This window comes from Lysinibacillus alkalisoli, from assembly GCF_014643595.1.
GTDB lineage: Bacteria > Bacillota > Bacilli > Bacillales_A > Planococcaceae > Metalysinibacillus > Metalysinibacillus alkalisoli.
The window spans coordinates 297,781-317,494 of sequence record NZ_BMJT01000004.1; the positions used below are offsets into that span (position 1 = coordinate 297,781).

16 protein-coding genes are annotated in these 19,714 nt (G+C 38.1%); 15 read left to right on the plus strand and 1 reads right to left on the minus strand.

Annotated elements, in window-relative coordinates:
* Positions 1–12: 12 nt before the first annotated feature.
* The 11 genes from dapA (at position 13) to ymfI (ending at position 14,607) form a co-directional block, all read left to right on the plus strand.
* Positions 13–906, plus strand: a complete 894-nt coding sequence (gene dapA / locus IEW44_RS07865; RefSeq protein WP_188614499.1) for a 4-hydroxy-tetrahydrodipicolinate synthase — start codon at positions 13–15, stop codon at positions 904–906.
* Positions 907–1,126: 220 nt separating this feature from the next.
* Positions 1,127–2,794 carry a ribonuclease J gene (locus IEW44_RS07870; protein WP_188614500.1) on the plus strand — a complete coding sequence of 556 codons (1,668 nt, stop codon included), beginning with the start codon at positions 1,127–1,129 and terminating at the stop codon, positions 2,792–2,794.
* A gap of 190 nt (positions 2,795–2,984) precedes the next feature.
* Positions 2,985–5,162 carry an FtsK/SpoIIIE family DNA translocase gene (locus IEW44_RS07875; protein ID WP_188614562.1) on the plus strand — a complete coding sequence of 726 codons (2,178 nt, stop codon included), beginning with the start codon at positions 2,985–2,987 and terminating at the stop codon, positions 5,160–5,162.
* 365 nt (positions 5,163–5,527) lie between these two features.
* On the plus strand, positions 5,528–6,256 hold the full coding sequence (locus tag IEW44_RS07880; RefSeq protein ID WP_188614501.1) for a GntR family transcriptional regulator: 729 nt from the start codon (positions 5,528–5,530) through the stop codon (positions 6,254–6,256).
* 37 nt (positions 6,257–6,293) lie between these two features.
* Positions 6,294–7,400: a BMP family lipoprotein gene (locus IEW44_RS07885; RefSeq protein ID WP_188614563.1), complete on the plus strand. Its 1,107-nt coding sequence runs from the start codon at positions 6,294–6,296 to the stop codon at positions 7,398–7,400.
* Positions 7,401–7,678: 278 nt separating this feature from the next.
* The gene (locus IEW44_RS07890) at positions 7,679–9,205 is read left to right on the plus strand and encodes an ABC transporter ATP-binding protein (RefSeq protein ID WP_188614502.1); all 1,527 of its coding nucleotides are present in this window, start codon (positions 7,679–7,681) and stop codon (positions 9,203–9,205) included.
* Positions 9,205–10,251 (plus strand): ABC transporter permease, encoded by a 1,047-nt coding sequence (locus IEW44_RS07895; RefSeq protein ID WP_188614503.1) that lies wholly within the window; start codon positions 9,205–9,207, stop codon positions 10,249–10,251. The genes IEW44_RS07890 and IEW44_RS07895 overlap by 1 nt, the downstream gene beginning before the upstream one ends.
* A 1-nt stretch (position 10,252) precedes the next feature.
* Positions 10,253–11,215, plus strand: a complete 963-nt coding sequence (locus IEW44_RS07900) for an ABC transporter permease (RefSeq protein ID WP_188614504.1) — start codon at positions 10,253–10,255, stop codon at positions 11,213–11,215.
* A gap of 109 nt (positions 11,216–11,324) precedes the next feature.
* Positions 11,325–12,584 carry an EF-P 5-aminopentanol modification-associated protein YfmF gene (gene yfmF, locus IEW44_RS07905; protein ID WP_188614505.1) on the plus strand — a complete coding sequence of 420 codons (1,260 nt, stop codon included), beginning with the start codon at positions 11,325–11,327 and terminating at the stop codon, positions 12,582–12,584.
* A 2-nt stretch (positions 12,585–12,586) separates the two neighbouring features.
* Positions 12,587–13,885, plus strand: coding sequence for an EF-P 5-aminopentanol modification-associated protein YfmH (gene yfmH / locus IEW44_RS07910; RefSeq protein WP_188614506.1), 1,299 nt, complete (start codon positions 12,587–12,589; stop codon positions 13,883–13,885).
* A complete protein-coding gene (gene ymfI, locus IEW44_RS07915) occupies positions 13,882–14,607 on the plus strand; it encodes an elongation factor P 5-aminopentanone reductase (RefSeq protein WP_188614507.1) in 726 nt (241 codons plus the stop codon). The genes yfmH and ymfI overlap by 4 nt, the downstream gene beginning before the upstream one ends.
* Before the next feature lie 65 nt (positions 14,608–14,672).
* Here the strand turns inward: ymfI and IEW44_RS07920 are convergent, their stop codons facing one another.
* Positions 14,673–15,632, minus strand: coding sequence for an LCP family glycopolymer transferase (locus IEW44_RS07920; protein ID WP_188614508.1), 960 nt, complete (start codon positions 15,630–15,632; stop codon positions 14,673–14,675).
* Between the two features lie 218 nt (positions 15,633–15,850).
* Here IEW44_RS07920 and IEW44_RS07925 point away from each other — a divergent pair, with 218 nt between their 5' ends.
* The 4 genes from IEW44_RS07925 to IEW44_RS07940 all read left to right on the plus strand — a co-directional run bounded on the left by IEW44_RS07925 (position 15,851) and on the right by IEW44_RS07940 (position 19,594).
* Positions 15,851–16,636 (plus strand): DUF3388 domain-containing protein, encoded by a 786-nt coding sequence (locus IEW44_RS07925; protein ID WP_188614509.1) that lies wholly within the window; start codon positions 15,851–15,853, stop codon positions 16,634–16,636.
* A gap of 18 nt (positions 16,637–16,654) precedes the next feature.
* Entirely contained in the window at positions 16,655–17,617 is a 963-nt protein-coding gene (locus tag IEW44_RS07930; protein WP_188614510.1) for a helix-turn-helix domain-containing protein, read from the plus strand.
* Between the two features lie 123 nt (positions 17,618–17,740).
* The gene (gene pgsA, locus IEW44_RS07935) at positions 17,741–18,319 is read left to right on the plus strand and encodes a CDP-diacylglycerol--glycerol-3-phosphate 3-phosphatidyltransferase (RefSeq protein ID WP_188614511.1); all 579 of its coding nucleotides are present in this window, start codon (positions 17,741–17,743) and stop codon (positions 18,317–18,319) included.
* Positions 18,320–18,334: 15 nt separating this feature from the next.
* Positions 18,335–19,594: a competence/damage-inducible protein A gene (locus tag IEW44_RS07940; RefSeq protein ID WP_188614512.1), complete on the plus strand. Its 1,260-nt coding sequence runs from the start codon at positions 18,335–18,337 to the stop codon at positions 19,592–19,594.
* Positions 19,595–19,714: the final 120 nt, after the last annotated feature.

Here is a 19,714-nt window from a genome sequence, read left to right on the forward strand (position 1 = left end):
GGGGAGTTTTACATGAATATTGGTCGTGTAGCAACGGCAATGATTACGCCGTTTACGAGTGAGAATGAAGTGAATTATGAAGAAATGGCACGTATTATTGACTATTTGATTGATAATGGTACAGATTGTATTGTAGCTTGTGGTACAACTGCTGAAAACCCAACATTAACAACAGAAGAAAAATTAGAGGTTGTGCGCTTTACTGTTGAAAAGGTAGCGGGGCGCGTACCTGTTTTTGCAGGTACAGGTGATAATGAAACAAAATATTCCATCGATATGACTCATGCAGCAGAGAAAAATGGTGCAGATGGCATCATGTTAGTGGCTCCTTATTATAATAAGCCAAATCAATTAGGCATTTACAAACACTTTGAAGTCATCGCTAAAGAAACAACATTACCTGTGATGTTATACAACATTCCAGGGCGTACAGGTATTAATGTTAATGCTGAAACGACAATTGCTTTAAGCAAGATTGATAATATCCAATTGATTAAAGAAGCAAGCGGTAATTTAGATCAAATGGCAGAAATTATAGACCATGTGGCGGATGATTTTTATGTGTATAGTGGTGATGATGGCTTAGCATTGCCGTTATGGGCTGTTGGTGGCGCAGGCGTTATTTCTGTAGCCGCTCACGTTGTGGGTAATGACTTACAGAAGATGTTTAAAGCATTTGATGAAGGCCGTCATGAAGATGCTGCTTACATTCACCGCGCTATGTTGCCATTAATTCGTGCGCTATTTGCTCAGCCTAATCCGTCGCCAGTAAAATATGCTATGACAAAATTAGGCTTTGATACGTTGAATGTTCGCTTGCCAATGGTAGAAATGACTACAGAAGAAAAAGTGAATTTTGATCGTGTCTGGGACATTTATCAAGCGAAAGCAAAAAAATTTAAATAATAGTGAAGTAAACAGGGGGCATTCAGAGAACATTAGGAGCTGAATGGCTCCTATTTTTTTACCGAAAATAGCATGCTGGTTTATGTTCTAGTAGTACGGGCATATAACAAACAGATATTAAGCGACAAAAACATACATTTTTGTTTGTGCAATTCGTGTTGAAACCGTATAATGAAAAATAAGTGGTTGCTGTACGGGATATTTTTAGGAGGAAACATAAGTGACAAAAAAGAAAAATGAAGTGATTCGCGTTATTCCATTAGGTGGCGTAGGCGAAATCGGAAAAGCAATGTATGTAGTTGAAATTGATGACGAAATTTTTATCTGTGATAGCGGGCTCATGTTCCCACAAGATGAAATGCTCGGCATTGATATTGTCATACCAGATATTGCTTACTTAGAAGAAAATAAAGACCGTGTGAAAGGAATTTTCCTGACACATGGGCATGAATCTGCAATTGGTTCAATTGCTTACGTATTACAAAAAATCAAAGCGCCAGTATACGGCTCAAAATTAACGATTGCGCTTGTAAAGGAACGTTTAAAAGAGTTACCAGCGCCATATCAAGTGAAGTTCTTTGAGGTCACAAACCGTAGCCGTATGAACTTCAACTCAACTTACGTAACATTTTTCCACACAACACATAGTGTGCCGGACTCTTTAGCGATTGTTTTCCATACGTCTGAAGGCGCTATTGTGTATACAGGTGACTTTAAATTTGATCAATCCGCACGTGGCAAATTTAAGCCCGATTTAGGCAAGATGGCACAAGTTGGCGAAGAAGGTGTATTTTTATTACTATCAGAATCTGTAGAAGCAGAGCGCCCAGGGCATACAACGACAGAACTTGTCATTGAAACTCAATTGCAAAAGACGTTTCATAATGCGGAAGGTCGTGTGTTGATTGCTGTTTACGCTTCTAACTTTAGCCGTATTCAACAAGTATTAACACAAGCGCAAAAAACAAATCGTAAAGTAGCATTAGTAGGGAAAAGTTTAGAGCGTTCGGTGAACTTAGGTTTACAATTAGGCTACTTAAAAACAGCAGAAGATACGATGATTGCTGTAAATGAGATTGCCAAATATGATGAGCATGAAGTGATTATTTTAGTGACAGGTAATCAAGGCGAGCCTTTAGATGCTTTAGAGAAGCTTGTGCGCAAGCATCATCGTGATATTAAAATTAAAGAAGGCGATACGGTATTATTCACGTTTACTCCTTCACCAGCCATGGAAGTACAAATGTCAAATACGATGAATTTATTAGCTAAAGCTGGCGCTACAATTTTAACGGCAAGTAAAAATGTACACGTTTCAAGTCACGCAAGCCAAGAAGATTTGAAACTGATGTTAAATTTAATGAAACCTAAATACTTTATGCCTGTGCAAGGTGAATATCGTATGCTGATTGCACATGCTAAAATCGCGCAACAAGTAGGCATACCACAACATCAAGTCTTTATTGCAGATAAAGGCGATATTGTAGAATATAAATCAGGACGCATGCGTATGAGTGGCCGAGTTACAGCAGGGAATGTATTGATTGATGGTATTGGTGTTGGTGACGTAGGTAATATTGTATTACGTGACCGTAAACTATTATCACAAGATGGTATTTTCATTGTTGTCGTGACATTAAACCGTTTAGATAAAAAGATTGCCTCTGGGCCAGAAATTTTATCGCGTGGCTTTGTGTATGTACGAGAGTCTGAGGAGTTGATGGAAGAGTCAGCTAAAATTGCGCGTAATGTCATTGAAAAATATGTTGGTAAAGAAACGTTTGAATGGACAAATATTAAACAGGAAATTCGAGATACGTTAAATTCTTATCTATTCCAAAAAACGAAGCGCCGCCCAATGATTATCCCAATTATTATGGAATATTAAGAAACCGTTAGGCTGTCGAGAATATTTTTCTCGGCAGCTTTATTATTCATATCAGTTCTAAAGTAAGGAGTGGAGTAAGGTGGTACAAAAGCGCCCTGTTAGAAAAAAGACAACTAAAACAAGCCCTAAAACAACAACCGCCAAAAAGCCACCCCAAAAAACAAAATGGGATAGTTTATGGCAAGTTATTATGTATGAAGTAATTGGTATCACATTAATTACAGCTGCCATCATTGGTTTTTTTGAATTTGGTATAGTAGGTCGTTTTCTGAAAACAGTAGGTCTATTTTTATTTGGCAATAGTTATCTTGTCATTCCGATTGCCATGATTATTATGGCGTTTTATTTAATGGTAAAACAGCAAAAAATACAATGGAATACACCTGTTTTTATAGGTATCACATTGATTACCATCAGCTTTTTAATGTGGAGTCATAGTTTATTTTATACACAATTTATTGATGTGCCTAGTGCATCATCAAATTCTGTGATTAAAGAGACGTGGCGAGCGCTTATTGACAAACAAGGGATTGTTTTGCGTAGCGGTGCACTTGGTGGTGGTATGATAGGTGCTTTATTATTTGCTATCATGCATATATTATTTGATACAACAGGTACCAAATTAATAGCTTGGGTTACCTTTTTTATTGGTTTGATCGTCTTGACTGGTAAAACAATCATGCCTATTCTTGCCGAAAAATTAAAGCAATTTGATTTGAAGATGCCAAGCATTAAAAGTTTGGCTATCTTTCAACGTGGTGAACGAGCGCCTAAGGAGCAAAAGGCTAACTCAAAGGAAGTGCAGCAGCCTGTCGAACGGGTTAAACGTCGCAGTGTGAAAGAGGTTGTACAAGAAGAGAAAATAACGCCAATCATTTCTGACTTCAAGAAAAATATTGAACCCGATCAAGAAGTACAAGAAGAAATGATTTTGCCAACCGTTACACAAGAAAACGCTGATTACCAGTTGCCACCAATGGCGTTATTGCAAGCACCTGTTGAGCATGATCAAAGTAAAGATTATGAGCAGTTACAAGCTAATGCTAAAAAATTGGAAGATACCTTAAAAAGTTTTGGGGTGGATGCCAAGGTAACGGAGGTGCATCTCGGCCCTGCTGTTACAAAATATGAAATTTTACCAGCTATAGGCGTTAAAGTAAGTAAGATTGTGAGTTTGCAAGATGATTTAGCCCTAGCGTTAGCTGCTAAAGATATTCGTATGGAAGCGCCCATCCCAGGCAAGTCAGCCATTGGAATTGAAGTCCCTAATCACTCTGTTGCGATGGTAACATTACGTGAGGTTGTGCAAGGGATTGACGCGAATGTTGAGAAGAAATTATTAGTTGGATTAGGGCGTGATATTACAGGGGCAGCGATTACGGCCGAGTTAAATAAAATGCCTCATTTACTTGTGGCAGGTTCTACGGGGAGTGGTAAAAGTGTATGTATTAATGGCATAATCACTTCGCTATTAATGCGTACTGCGCCCCATGAAGTAAAAATGATGATGATTGACCCCAAAATGGTAGAGTTAAATGTGTATAACGGCATCCCTCATTTACTTGCGCCAGTTGTAACAGATGCAAGAAAAGCCGCTCAAGCCTTAAAAAAAGTAGTAGATGAGATGGAACGTCGCTATGATTTATTTGCACACACGAATACTCGAAATATTGAAGGGTATAATAATTATGTAGCCAATTATACGCCAAAAGAAGATGAACCAGGCTTAAATCGATTGCCATTTATCGTAGTCATCGTAGATGAATTGGCTGACTTAATGATGGTGGCCTCTCGTGAAGTAGAAGATGCTATCATGCGTTTAGCTCAGATGGCACGTGCAGCAGGCATTCATTTAATTATTGCCACACAGCGCCCTAGTGTAGATGTGATTACAGGGATTATTAAGGCAAATATTCCTTCACGTATTGCTTTTGCGGTATCATCCGCAGTAGATTCTCGTACCATCTTGGATGCAGGAGGTGCAGAGCGTCTATTAGGACGTGGTGATATGTTGTTTTTACCATCAGGTGCCTCAAAGCCAACTCGTATTCAAGGTGCTTTTTTATCTGACCAAGAGGTTGAACAAGTAGTGAATCATGTTATAGCACAGCAAAAAGCACAATATGAGGAAAAAATGATACCAACAGAGGAAGAAGCGGCGTTTGAAGATGCAGATGAGCTATATCCAGAAGCACTTGTATTAGTTGTGCAATCGCAAAATGCCTCAACATCTATGCTTCAACGCAAATTTAGCATTGGTTATGCAAGAGCAGCAAGGATTATGGATCAATTAGAAGAACGTGGCGTGATTGGCCCGCCTAGAGGCAGTAGAGGTAGAGAGGTATTAATGCAACAATTAGACGAATAAGATGACATGGAAGCGAATTGGGACATGGGTGCCCAATCCGCTTTTTTTGATGCGTCCTAGGGATATCAGAATAACACCATTTTTAATAGTTTTAGTGAGGATAAAAATTTTTATGAGGTTTGTATAAGAAACGATCATATTTAGGGTATAAGCTAAAGTAATGTTCATAATTTAATTATTTTAATCGAAATAGCGTGATATTGCTCAGTTTTTCGTTAAATATGCATGGGGAGCAAGCTAATTATTTTTTAGAAACGTGTATTATTTTTTCAAAAACATTTATTTCGTGTTGTAAAAATGGTATATTATGAACGATTAGTAGGATTGTTGTACATCAGATGTCTGACTTTAAAGGTGGTGATTGCGTGACAATCAGAACGGATCATCGTCATTTGTATCTTCAAGTCATTGATCGTCTTAAAGCTGACATTGAAGCTGGCGTTTATAAAGAAAACGAGAAGCTACCGTCAGAATTTGAACTTTCGAAGTCATTAGGTGTTAGTCGTGCTACTTTACGAGAAGCACTTCGTCTTTTAGAAGAAGATAATGTCATTGTAAGGCGTCATGGGGTTGGTACTTTTGTTAATCCCAAGCCGATCTTTACATCAGGGATTGAGCAACTTTCAAGTATTTCATCCATGATTACAGGAGCTAACATGACACCTGGTACACTGCTACTGCGTGCAGAAGAAAGTGTGCCAACTGAGGAAGAAATAGAGCGCTTTCAATGTAAAGAGGATGATGATATCCTTACAATTGAACGTGTAAGAACAGCAGATGACGAGCCTGTAGTTTATTGTATTGATAAATTACCTGCACATTATTTGCCTAAACATTTTGTGGAGAATAAAGAAGTATCCATATTCTCTGCATTAGAACAATCAGGCGCTATCCACGTAGCTTATGCGGTCACTTATATTGACCCAATAGGCTATCATGAACAAGCGTCACCAATTTTGCGCTGTGGACCAGAAACAGCGTTACTTGTCTTGAAACAATATCACTATGATGAGGACGACCGTCTAGTGTTATACTCTAAAAATTATTTTAGAGCGGATAAATTTAGTTTTCATGTCGTTCGCAAACGTGTATAAATCCTGCTAATTATAAAAAAATGGGGGGTTCATTATGATGAACAAACGTAAATTCGGTTTAGCTTTAACTTCAGTTTTAGCAGCTGGTGCTCTTTTAGGTGCTTGTGGTACTAATGATAAAGAAGAAAAAGGTAAAGACAAGGATGAGCCAGCAAAAGGCGCAGAAACGACAGAAAACGGCGGCGATCAGTTTACACTTGCGATGGTAACAGACGTTGGTGGTATTGATGATAAATCATTTAACCAATCGGCTTGGGAAGGTGTACAAGCGTTTGGTAAAGATAATGGCTTATCTAAAGGCGAAGGTTTTGATTATTTACAGTCTAAAAGTGAAGCTGATTTTGATACAAACTTAAACAACTTATTACGTCGTGACTTTGACTTAATCTTTGGCGTAGGTTACATCATGGCGGATGCGCTTGGTGAAGTTGCTGAGCAAAACCCAAACCGCAATTTTGTTATGATTGACTCAGAATTAGATGCGCCTAACGTAGCAGCTGTATTGTTTAAAGAGCAAGAAGGTTCTTTCCTTGCAGGTGTGGCAGCAGCTAAAATGACAAAAACAAATAAAATTGGTTTCGTTGGTGGTATGGATATTCCTGTCATTAATCGTTTCCATGCAGGTTTCATAGCAGGTGCCAAAGCGGTTAATCCTGATATCGAAATTCAAGTGAACTACACGGGTGCGTTCGATAAAGCTGATTTAGGTAAATTAGCAGCGAATAATATGTATTCTTCAGGCGTTGATATTATTTTCCATGCGGCTGGTGGTACAGGTAATGGTGTATTCTCAGAAGCAAAAGAGCGCAAAAAGAAAGATGCAGATGCTAACATATGGGTAATTGGTGTTGATGCTGACCAATACGATGAAGGTAAAGTAGATGATGAAACAAACATCACATTAACTTCAATGCTTAAAGGTGTCGATAAAGCTGTAATTGACCTTGCGACAAAAGCAAAAGAAGGTAACTTCCCAGGTGGTGAGGAGCTTGTTTATGGCTTGAAAGAAGAGGGCGTTAAACTAGCTGACTCACGCGGTGCAATTCCAGAAGATGTACAAAAAGTAATTGATGAGTACACAGAAAAAATTGCTAATGGTGAAATCGAAGTACCAGATAATGTATCAGACAAAGATAAAAAATAATATGTAACGAATCATCATAGAAGTCACGATGATGTGGCTTCTATGATGTTTTTATCTCTAAGTTAATACATGCAAAAGCTTAAAGCATTTCTTTCCTATAAAAAAGGACAAATGTCCTCAGAACAGGATTGGTTTTCAAAAATGAGATGTAACACCTATGTAAATGCAAATTAAACCTTACATAAGGTGCTTTGGGCTTTTAAGGTTTTACATGTATTAATTTACTGTAATTAATATGACATTTCATTTATATAAAATAGCCTAAGGGAGTGAACAACTTGGAATATGTGATTGAAATGCTAGGCATACGCAAAGAATTTGGCGGGTTTGTAGCAAATGATAATATCACTCTCCAACTTGAAAAAGGTGAGATCCATGCATTACTTGGTGAGAATGGTGCAGGGAAATCCACTTTAATGAATGTGCTCTTTGGATTATATCAACCAGAGCAAGGAGAGATTCGCGTTAAAGGGAAGAAGGTAAATATTACAAATCCTAATATCGCTAACAATCTTGGTATTGGCATGGTGCATCAGCACTTTATGCTAGTGGAAAACTTTACAGTAACTGAAAATATTATTTTAGGTGCTGAGCCAACAACAATGGGCTATATCAAAAAGAAGAAAGCGGCAGAGGAGATTGCTGCACTCTCTAAGAAATATGGTTTAGATGTAGATCCGCACGCCAAAATCGAAGATATTACTGTTGGGATGCAACAGCGTGTCGAGATTTTAAAGACGCTCTATCGCGGGGCTGAGATTTTAATTTTTGATGAGCCGACCGCTTCACTAACGCCACAAGAGATTACAGAATTAATTCAAATTATGAAACGTTTAATCGCAGAAGGTAAATCTATTATTTTGATTACTCATAAGTTAAAAGAGATTATGGAAGTATCAGATCGCGTAACCGTTATTCGTAAAGGTAAGGGAATTGGCACAGTTGTTACTGCCGAAACAAGCCCTCCACAATTAGCGGAGTTAATGGTAGGTAGACAAGTAGAGTTTACCACAGTGAAAACAGAAGCCACACCTGGCGACGTCATTTTACAAGTACAAAACATTGTAGTTGAAGATTATCGTAAGGTGGACAAAGTAAAAGGGCTTGATTTACAAGTGCGCAGTGGTGAGATTGTTGGTATAGCAGGTATTGATGGTAATGGGCAGTCGGAGCTTATTGAAGCTATTACAGGTTTGCGTAAAGTAAAGGCAGGCAGCATTTCGATTAATGGTAAAGAGATTACGAATTTAAAGCCACGTAAGATTACAGAGTCAAGTGTGGGTCATATCCCACAAGATCGTCATAAACATGGTTTAGTACTTGATTTTTCTATTGGTCATAATATTGTATTACAAACGTATTATCAACAACCGAATTCAAAAAATGGCATCATGAATTATAAAGCCGTATCGAAAAAAGCCAATCAAATCATTGAGGAATTTGACGTGCGTACAGGTGATGGGGAACATACACCAGCGCGTGCATTATCAGGAGGGAATCAGCAAAAAGCAATCATTGGGCGCGAAATAGACCGTGACCCTGATTTACTAATTGCGGCGTTACCGACGCGTGGGCTTGATGTAGGCGCGATTGAATTTATTCACTCACGTTTAATCGAACAACGGGATAAAGGGAAGGCTGTATTATTAATTTCCTTTGAGCTAGATGAAGTGATGAATGTATCAGATCGTATAGCGGTTATTTATGATGGCAAAATTGTAGATGAATTAGACCCTAAACAAACGAATGAACAAGAGTTAGGTTTATTAATGGCGGGTCATTCTAAGAAAGGAGCGCAAGCATAATGTCGAATCGCGTTGTCAATATTCTTGTGCCCATAATTTCTATTATTCTTGGTTTAATTGTAGGTGCAATTATTATGTATGCCAGTGGCTACGACCCGATAGCTGGGTATCAGGCATTATGGCAAGGTATTTTTGGTGATATGTATTCGATTGGGAATACATTACGTCAAATCACGCCTTATATTTTAGCAGGGTTAGCAGTAGCGTTTGCCTTCCGTACTGGTTTGTTTAATATTGGGGTGGAAGGCCAACTTATTGTTGGCTGGTTTGCTGCTGTATGGGTAGGTTATACGTTTGAATTACCAGCGATTATACATTTGCCATTAGCTTTATTAGCAGCGGCAGTAGCAGGTGGTTTTTGGGCATTTATCGCAGGTTTTTTAAAAGCGAAGTTACAAGTCCATGAGGTAATTGTCACGATTATGTTAAATTATACTGCTCTTTATGCAGTGAATGGTTTAATCAAATATGTATCAGATGGTGGTTACAAAACACCAACAATTCATGAGACAGCTTCTTTACGTTCAGATTTTTTAAAGGATTTGACGGACTTCTCGACATTCCACTATGGTTTAATTGTTGCCTTACTTATGGCATTTGTGATGTGGTTCTTATTGGAAAAAACAACACGTGGTTATGAGTTAAAAGCGGTAGGATTTAACCAACATGCGGCAGAGTATGCTGGTATGAGTGTGAAGAAAAATATTATTTTAGCTATGACGATTTCAGGGATGTTTGCAGGGCTAGCAGGTGCGATGGAAGGATTAGGCACATTTGGTAAGATGTCTATGATGAATGCATTTACAGGTGTTGGTTTCGATGGGATCGCTGTTGCTTTATTAGGGGCTAACACGCCACTTGGTGTATTATTTGGTGCCTCTTTATTTGGCTCTTTAAAATACGGCGCGCTCAATATGCCAAACGCAGCAGGCGTACCAGAAGAAATCGTATCCATTATTATTGCTGTCATTGTATTATTTGTAGCTTCAGGCTATGTCATTCGTTTAGGGCTTCAAAAGTTAGCTAAGAAAAAGGAGGCGAAATAACATGAGCTTTATTGAAGTGTTATATTTCATCGTCCCTTCGGCAATTTTATATGCAACACCGTTAATTTTCACAGCTATTGGTGGGGTATTCTCTGAACGCTCAGGTGTTGTCAATATTGGTTTAGAAGGTTTAATGGTAGTGGGTGCGTTTGTAGGTGTGTATGCTAACTTACAGTTAGGAGATTCATTTGGTGCTAACACACCTTGGATCGCCATGTTAATTGCAGCTATAACTTGTGGGATCTTTGCTATCTTACATGCTGTAGCAGCCATTACATTCCGCGCAGACCAAGTAGTATCTGGGGTAGCGATTAACTTACTAGGTTTAGCAGGCTCTTTATTCTTAGTGCGCTTATTATTTGATGGGCGTGGCCAAACGGATATGATTGAGCATTCTATTACACGTTTTAGTATTCCAGGATTAGATAAAATTCCGTTCATTGGTAAATTGTTATTCCATGAAGTATATGGACCATCTCTTTTAGCATTTGGTATTGTTGTTATTGCTTGGTATGTGTTGTATAAAACACCATTTGGTCTACGTTTACGCGCAGTAGGGGAGCACCCTATGGCAGCTGATACAATGGGTGTAAATGTGAATCGTATGCGTTATATTGCGGTTATCATTTCAGGTGCATTAGCAGGGTTAGGCGGCGCATTCTACTCGCAAACTATTACAAATGATTTTTCACATGCTACAATTACGGGTCAAGGTTTCATGGCGTTAGCAGCTATGATCTTTGGTAAATGGCATCCTGTAGGTGCGATGGGTGCAGCACTGTTCTTTGGGCTTGCTCAAACATTAGCACAAGTAGGTAAAACAATTCCTTATATTCAAGATGTGCCATCTGCGGTACTACAAGTTTTACCATATGTGTTAACGATTTTAGCATTAGCAGGATTTATCGGTAAAGCTACAGCACCAAAAGCAAATGGACAACCCTATATTAAAGGAAAACGATAAGATATAAGGAGCTAGCGAAAAGATTGAGCTAGCTCCTCTTTTTTTGCAATTATATGCAAATCACATGTATAGTAGAAAGTAGCGCTTTTTATAGAAATGGGGGATTCTCATGTTTGAGAAAATCAAAATAGCAGAGGGCGTAAATTTATATATCCGTCCAACGACTCAATTTAAAACGATTTCATTTTCGTTTAAATTTCGTACTGCTTTAACAAAACAATCCGCATCACAACGCACAGTGTTGTCCAATGTATTGCAACATAGTAATGCGGTATATAAAACAAATGCAGCCTATCGTAGCGCATTAGATGATTTATACGGAGCTGTACTTTATTTTGATACAGGTAAGAAAGGCACACAGCATGCTTTTTATATGAATGCAGAAGTGGTGAACGAGCAATATTTAGCAGAAGATCAAGTATTAGATAAAATGATGACGATGATGCAGACGGCGTTATTACAGCCTAATCTTCAAGATGGTGTCTTTTTAGACAATATTGTAGCGCGCGAGAAACAAATCGTTACAGAGCGTATTGCAGCTGTATTTGATGATAAAACACGCTATGCTCAACATCGTTTAATGCAGATTTTACGACCACAAGGTGCCGCTTCTATTTCAGCTAATGGCACAGTGCAAGACGTCGCAACAATTACAGCAACGTCATTATATGAGACATATCAGAAGATGTTATCAAAAGATACGATTGATATTTATATTGTAGGTGATGTTGATGTTAGGGAGATGGCGGCTCGCATTCAATCTCATTTTGCTTTTACAGACCGCATGCCGTATACCCAAACGATTGAGCAAGTAGCTCCGCAACCTTTTGACTATGTGCGAGAGCAACAAGTGATGAAACAAGGAAAGTTACATATGGGCTTTTCCACACCTGTAGCATTTGGCGATGATCGCTTCCCTGTTATGCAAGTGCTAAATGGTGTGTTTGGTGGTTATGCGCATTCTAAATTATTTATGAATGTTCGGGAGAAGGAGAGTTTAGCTTATTATGCGTCTAGTTCTTATCTTTCTCATTATAGTTTATTATTTGTAACGTCAGGTATCGAACCAGAGAACGAAGATAAGGCGTATCAACTAATCCAACAACAATTGCAAGCGATCTGTGATGGACAAATTACAGCGCGTGAATTACAACAAACGAAAGCGCAACTTAAAAATCAATTGCGTGAAGCGTTAGATGTAGCACGTGGACAAATCGAAGTATATGATCAATACAAATCGTTAAAAGAACCTTTTACAGTAGAGAATTGGTCAGCGAAATGGGAGGCTGTTACTGCGCAAGAGATTAGTGAATTAGCAGCGCAAATTAAATTACAAGCCGTATATTTCTTAAGTGGTAAGGGGGAGTAGTAATGGAAGTATTACATTTTACACAATTAGACGAGAAGTTATATTATGAAAAGTTGGCAAATGGCTTAACGGTTTATATTTTGCCTAAAAAAGGCTTTTCTAAAACATACGCCACTTTTACAACAAAATATGGTTCAGTTGACCGTACATTTATACCGATCGGAAAAGAAGAACCTATTACGGTGCCAGATGGTATTGCCCACTTTTTGGAGCATAAAATGTTTGAAAAAGAGGATGAAGATGTTTTCCAAAAATTTAGTGAACAAGGTGCATCAGCGAATGCCTTCACCTCATTTACAAGAACGGCGTACTTATTCTCATCAACAGGGCGCGTTTATGATAATACAAAGACATTATTAGATTTTGTCCAGCAACCTTATTTCACAGAGGAGACAGTGAACAAGGAAAAAGGAATTATTGGGCAAGAGATTACGATGTATGATGACCAACCAAGTTGGCGTTTGTATTTTGGTGCCATTGAAAATATGTATCACAATTATCCCGTAAAGATTGATATTGCAGGTACGATTGCTTCAATCGATGAGATTACAGCCGAGCATTTATATACTTGTTATAATACTTTCTATCATCCTTCTAATATGTTGTTATTTATTATTGGAGCAGTGGACCCACAAGAGATGATGGATTTTGTGCGTGCTGACCAAGCAGCAAAAGATTTCCCACAAGCACAAAAGATTGAGCGATTTTTTGATGATGAGCCAACAGATGTGGCGATTAAGCATCGCACACTGCATATGGATGTACAAAAGCCAAAAGTATATGTGGGCTTAAAAGCGCGTGAAACAAGTTTACAAGGTGTTGCTATGTTAAAACATGAGTTGGCATTAGATATGGCAATGGAGTTATTATTTGGACGAACATCAGCATTTTATGAGCGCCTCTATGAAGCAGGCTTAGTGGATGAAACATATGATGCGGGCTTTATGTTAGAAAAAGGTTATGGCTTCTCGCTAATTGGCACAGATACTAATGAACCAGATGCTTTTATTCAAGCGGTTAAAGATGAACTTCAACAGTTAGAAAAGCACATCGCATTTACTGAGGAAGAAGTAGCTCGTGAAAAACGTCGTACAATTGGTGCTACTTTACGTCAATTAAATTATATTGAATCTATTGCTAACCAATTTACACGTTATGCTTTTAATGACATGAATTTGTTTGATGTTGTACCGACGCTTGAAAAAATAACAGCGCAAGATTTAATTGATGCTTTTCAATCGATCCAAGGAGAATCACAACAAACGAGCTTTGTGATTTTACCATTAGAAGAGAACGCATGAAAAAATTTGCATTAGTTGTAGGGGCTACAGGTGCTATTGGTGAGGCAATTTGCGAGGCTTTAGCATCAGCAGGTTGGTCTCTTTATATACACTACAACACGAATCAGCGTAAGGCACAGCGACTTGTTAGCCAATTTGACCAGCAATATCCTCATTTAGAATGTATGATAGTGCATGCTGACTTTAGGCAACAAGACGGCGCTGAACAACTTGCACAACAATTATTTTCTGTTCAAGCGATTGTGTTTGCGAGTGGTCAAGCACATTATGCTTTGTTAGAGGAGACACAACCAAAAGAGATGGAAGCACTTTGGCGTGTACATGTACAAAATCCAATGCATTTAACAGCACTCACGGCTTCAAAATTACGCCAACATAAAAGTTATATTGTATTCATTGGTTCTATATGGGGAGATATCGGCGCAGCAGGTGAAGTCGTGTATTCCGCTGTTAAAGGGGCACAGCATAATTTTGTTCGTGCTTATGCACAGGAGGCAGCACCTTTTACACGTGTTAATGCGATTGCCCCTGGTTTGGTAGACACAGCTATGAATGGTCATCTCACAGCGCTTGAACGTGACGAATTAAAGACGACAATTCCTTTAGAAGAGTTTGCACAACCACAAGATATTGCGGCAATGACGCGCATGTTACTCAGTGGTGAGGCAGACTATATTACGGGACAAGTATTGCGAATCAATGGCGGTTGGCATATGGCTTAAAAAGTATCAGCTGTTATCGCAAATTAAAAGGTGAGACGATGGCTAATATCGTCTCACCTTATTATTTATTCTTCGTTATTTAACGTTTCGACAGGAGGCAACTCGAGATGTTTACGCAAATCATTTTTAATGGATAGTAATTCTTTGTCATCATAAATGTAGTACCAAACGCCATCAATCATCTGACCATCACCATCACCACTGTATAATTGGTCAATTTTCTTCGTAGCATCACGATAATTACTTTGAATATCTACCATCTCGTCAAAGGTTAAATTAGTACGCACATTTTTTTCAATGGCTTTAAAAATATCGCCATAATTAAATAAAGTGTTCACAGATGCCCCTTTTTTGAGTACGGCTTGTATGACGTTTTTTTGTCGGTCTTGACGTCCAAAATCACCGCGTGGGTCTTCGTAACGCATGCGCACATAGGCAAGCGCTTGCTCGCCATTTAAATGAACGGTGCCAACAGGGAAATCTTTACCACCCCAACTAAAAGCAAAGTCATTTTTCAAATCAATACCACCAACAGCATCTACAATATCTTTAAAACTTTCCATATTGACCTGTACGACATAATCAATAGGTATATCTAAAAAATGCTCCACAGTATTTAATGACATTTTTATACCACCATATGCATAAGCATGGTTAATTTTATCATTAAAATCTTTACCCACAATTTCCGTTAAGGTATCACGAGGAATACTCAATAACTTTGTACTTTTTTGCTGAGGATTAACGGTTAATACTACCATAGTATCAGAGCGACCAGCATCGTCTTTACGCTCATCTACACCTAGCACTAGCACAGAGAAGGGATGGAGATCTTTCACATTAATCGCTTCTTCACGCTTATCGGATTTATCACGCTTTAAATCGGTATGAATGTTTTTAGCTGTATTCGTTAAGTCTTTATAAACCATGAGCCCAAAGCCAGCCACTCCACCAACAAGGATTAATATAATGACAATGACCCAAGGTAAAATTTTGCGTTTTTTATTTTTCTCTGAACGTTTCACAATGAAAACCTCCTACAATTCATCACAAATGATTGAACATACTTTTTTTAGACGTAACAATTTTACAAAAAGTTTCGATACAATTTATAAAAAATAAAATAATATCATAAATATAGGCAAGAAAAGCACTTTGTAACTTTTCATTACTTGGAAAATCCGCTATCATGGAACATATACGAGATAATAGCGTTTATTATTATTAATGGAGGAAATGACATATGAGCGATTGGTATTTTGAATACGAAATTCAAGTGAATCGTCCGGGTCTTCTTGGTGACATTGCCTCATTATTAGGGATGTTACGTATTAATATCATTTCCGTAAATGGTGTAGATGAAACGCGAAGGGGTATGTTAGTAAGTGCTGACGAAACGGCAATTAATCGCTTTAAGTCGATTGTCTCGACGATGGAGCATATTAAATTTGCGAAATTCCGTCAACCTAAACTAAGAGACCGTCTTGCTATTCGTCATGGCCACTACATACCGCGCGATGTAGATGAGCGTAATACGTTCCGTTTTGTGCGTGATGAATTAGGTATTTTAGTGGATTTTTTAGCGGAAATATTTAAGCGTGAAGGGCATTGCCTAATAGGTGTGAGAGGGATGCCACGGGTCGGTAAAACGGAATCAGTTGTGGCTGCAAGTGTTTGTGCAAATAAAAAGTGGGTATTTTTATCTTCAACGATGATAAAGCAAACCTTGAGACAACAATTAGTAGGAGATGAGTATGGAGCGAATAACATTTTTATTATGGACGGCGTTGTAACAGCACGTTCTACAGATGAACGTCATAAACAACTTGTGCGTGAAATTATGGGTTTGCCTGCTACTAAGGTAATCGAGCATCCTGATATGTTTGTGCAGAATGGGGATTACACATTAGCTGATTTCGATTATATAATTGAATTGCGTCATCATGAAAATGAAGAAATTTCATTTGATATGTTGCGGAAAAATGATATGTTCGCTGGCGTAAATGCGTTTGGCGACTTTAACTTTTAATTAAAGTAGGTGTTTGTGTTGACAGAAATCGGAGCACGATTGAAAGAAGCAAGAGAGGCAAAAGGGTATACACTTAATGATTTACAAGAAATTACAAAGATTCAAAAACGCTATTTAGTAGGCATTGAAAATGGCGATTATGAAAGTATTCCAGGTGCGTTTTACGTACGCGCTTTTATTCGTCAATATGCAGATGCAGTAGGGCTTAACCCTGACGAATTGTTAGAGACTTACAAAAATGAGGTACCGAATGCACCAAGCGTAGAAGCTACTACGACGATTGCACCACAACGTCAAAAGAGAAATAAAATGAGTAGTACAACAACGCAAAGAACGATGCAATCTATGCCTAAAATTATTGTAGGCTTATTTATTTTAGTGATTGTTATTGTCATGATTTATATGTTAGTACAAAAGTTGAATGCTAATGCACCAGAAGAACAAGGCGAACAAAATGCTTTAGAATTTAAGGAGACAACACCAAAAGAAGAACCTAAAAAACCTGTTCAAGAAGAGGAAGAACAAGAAGAAACATCAACAGAAGATGATACAACTGTAGAGGATAAAGAAGAAACAACGGAACAAAAAGATAAAGAGCAAGAAGATAAAGCAAAAGAAGAAAAAGATAAGAAAGACAAAGATAAAAATCAAGAACAACAAATCGTCGCAGATGAAGCACAATCTGGCGGTAACACAACAGTATATAATGTGACAGGTGCTGAAGAAATGGACCTTGCCCTCACATTTACAGGTGATGCTTGGATTGAAGTACGTGATGCTAATACACGACAAACGTTATTAGATAATGAAGGTAAAGTTTATACTTCTGGTGAGGAAATTAAACTCGATGGTGTGACAGCACAATCTGTAGCTATTGTTGTTGGTAATATTCAAACTACAAAGATTACTGTAAACGAGCAAGCTGTGGAGTATGTGAGACAAGGTTACCCACAAAATATCGTATTAAAAATAGCACAATAATAAAAATAGGTAGTTGGTGCACATAGCGTATCAACTACCTATCTGTTATTATTACATAGTAGAAACTATAGAGTCATCTCACAAGATGACTTTTTTATGTACAAAAAAGAAAGGTGCTTTGTTATGAATATTCCAAATAAGATTACGGTATCGCGTATTTTACTCATCCCTGTTTTTGTTATTATGATGATGTTTAATTTTGGTATGGGAGATATGACACTACTTGGTGTAACCTTACCAATTAATCATGTGATTGGTGGTATTATTTTTATTTTTGCATCAGCAACAGACTGGGTGGATGGTTACTATGCAAGAAAGTACAATTTGGTAACAACGTTTGGTAAATTTTTAGACCCATTAGCAGATAAATTACTTGTATCCGCCGCTTTTATTTTACTCGTAGAAATGGGTACTGCGCCAGCATGGATTATCATTATTATTATTAGTCGTGAGTTTGCTGTAACAGGCCTACGCTTAGTGTTAGCAGGTGAAGGTGAAGTAGTAGCTGCTAATCAGCTTGGTAAAATTAAAACAGTCACACAAATCTTTGCCATTGTATTAGGGTTATTCCACAATCCAGTATTTGCTAAGTGGGACATCCCATTTGATAGTGTAATGTTGTATATTGCATTGATTTTCACGATTTGGTCAGGAGCAGATTATTTTTATAAAAACCGCCATGCCTTATTAACGTCTAAATAAAAGGAGTTGCGAGTGATGAATGCAGAAATTATTGCAGTAGGTTCAGAATTATTGCTAGGACAAATTGCAAATACAAACGCAAAATATATTTCAAGTCAGTTGTCAGAATTAGGGATTAATGTTTACTATCATACAGTGATTGGTGATAATGCGAAACGTTTAAAACAAGCGATTACGCTAGCTGAGTCACGTGCAGATTGTATTATTTTTTCTGGTGGGCTAGGTCCAACAAAAGATGATTTGACGAAAGAGACAATTGCTAACCATTTACAGTTGTCATTAGTCACAGACCATGAAGCGCTTGGTCAAATCGAAGCGTTTTTCACGCAACGACAGATGCCAATGACGGCTAATAATCGAAAGCAAGCTCTAGTGCTAGACGGGTGTGAAGTATTGGCCAATCATCATGGCATGGCTCCAGGTATGTTTTTAACATATCATAATAAAACGTACATTTTATTGCCAGGCCCTCCAAAAGAACTAGAACCGATGTTTCAATATGAGGCAAAGCCTAAATTAGCAGAGCTTATACATGATGGTGGTGTGATACGCTCTCATGTGATGCGATTTTTTGGCATTGGCGAAGCAGCGTTAGAAACGGAGTTAGATACATTATTAGAAACACAAACCAACCCTACATTAGCGCCATTAGCCTCAGATGGCGAAGTGACATTACGCATTACAGCAAAGGCACAATCAGATGCTGAAGCAGAACAGTTAATCCAACATAAAGTACAAGAAGTACAAGCGATTGTTGGGCATTACCAATATGGTATTGATGATGACTCACTAGCATCTAAATTAGTCGATGTGTTGCGCCACAATCATTTAACGATCTCAGCTGCTGAAAGTTTGACAGCGGGGTTATTTCAATCTGAAATTGCTGAAATCCCTGGCGCGGGAGATGTATTAATTGGTGGTTTTGTCACATATACAGTAAATGCTAAAACGCATTTACTTGGTATTCCATCCTCGCTTATTGACACATATGGCGTTGTAAGTGCAGAGTGTGCAGTGGCTATGGCACAAGCAGCACAAGCAAAAACAGGAGCAACAATTGGCGTTGGGTTAACAGGTGCAGCTGGTCCGACAGCACATGGCGATGAGCCAGCGGGTTCAATTTGGATTGCCTTTGTTATTGGTGACCAATTACCTGTAACTAAGCACTTGCAGTTAAGTGGCATGCGTAATACGAATCGCTTACGCACCGTAAAATATGCGTATGATGCGATTTTAAAACAATTGAGACACTGTGGGTATGACATTCAATTATAAGGTGTAAAAGTAAGATTTGAGTCAGTTTTCTAGGCTCAAATCTTTATTTTTTGGATAAAATCGAATAAATGTTCGCTTTTTTCTTGCCTTTCATCTCAAAAAGAAGTATAGTAAAAACAG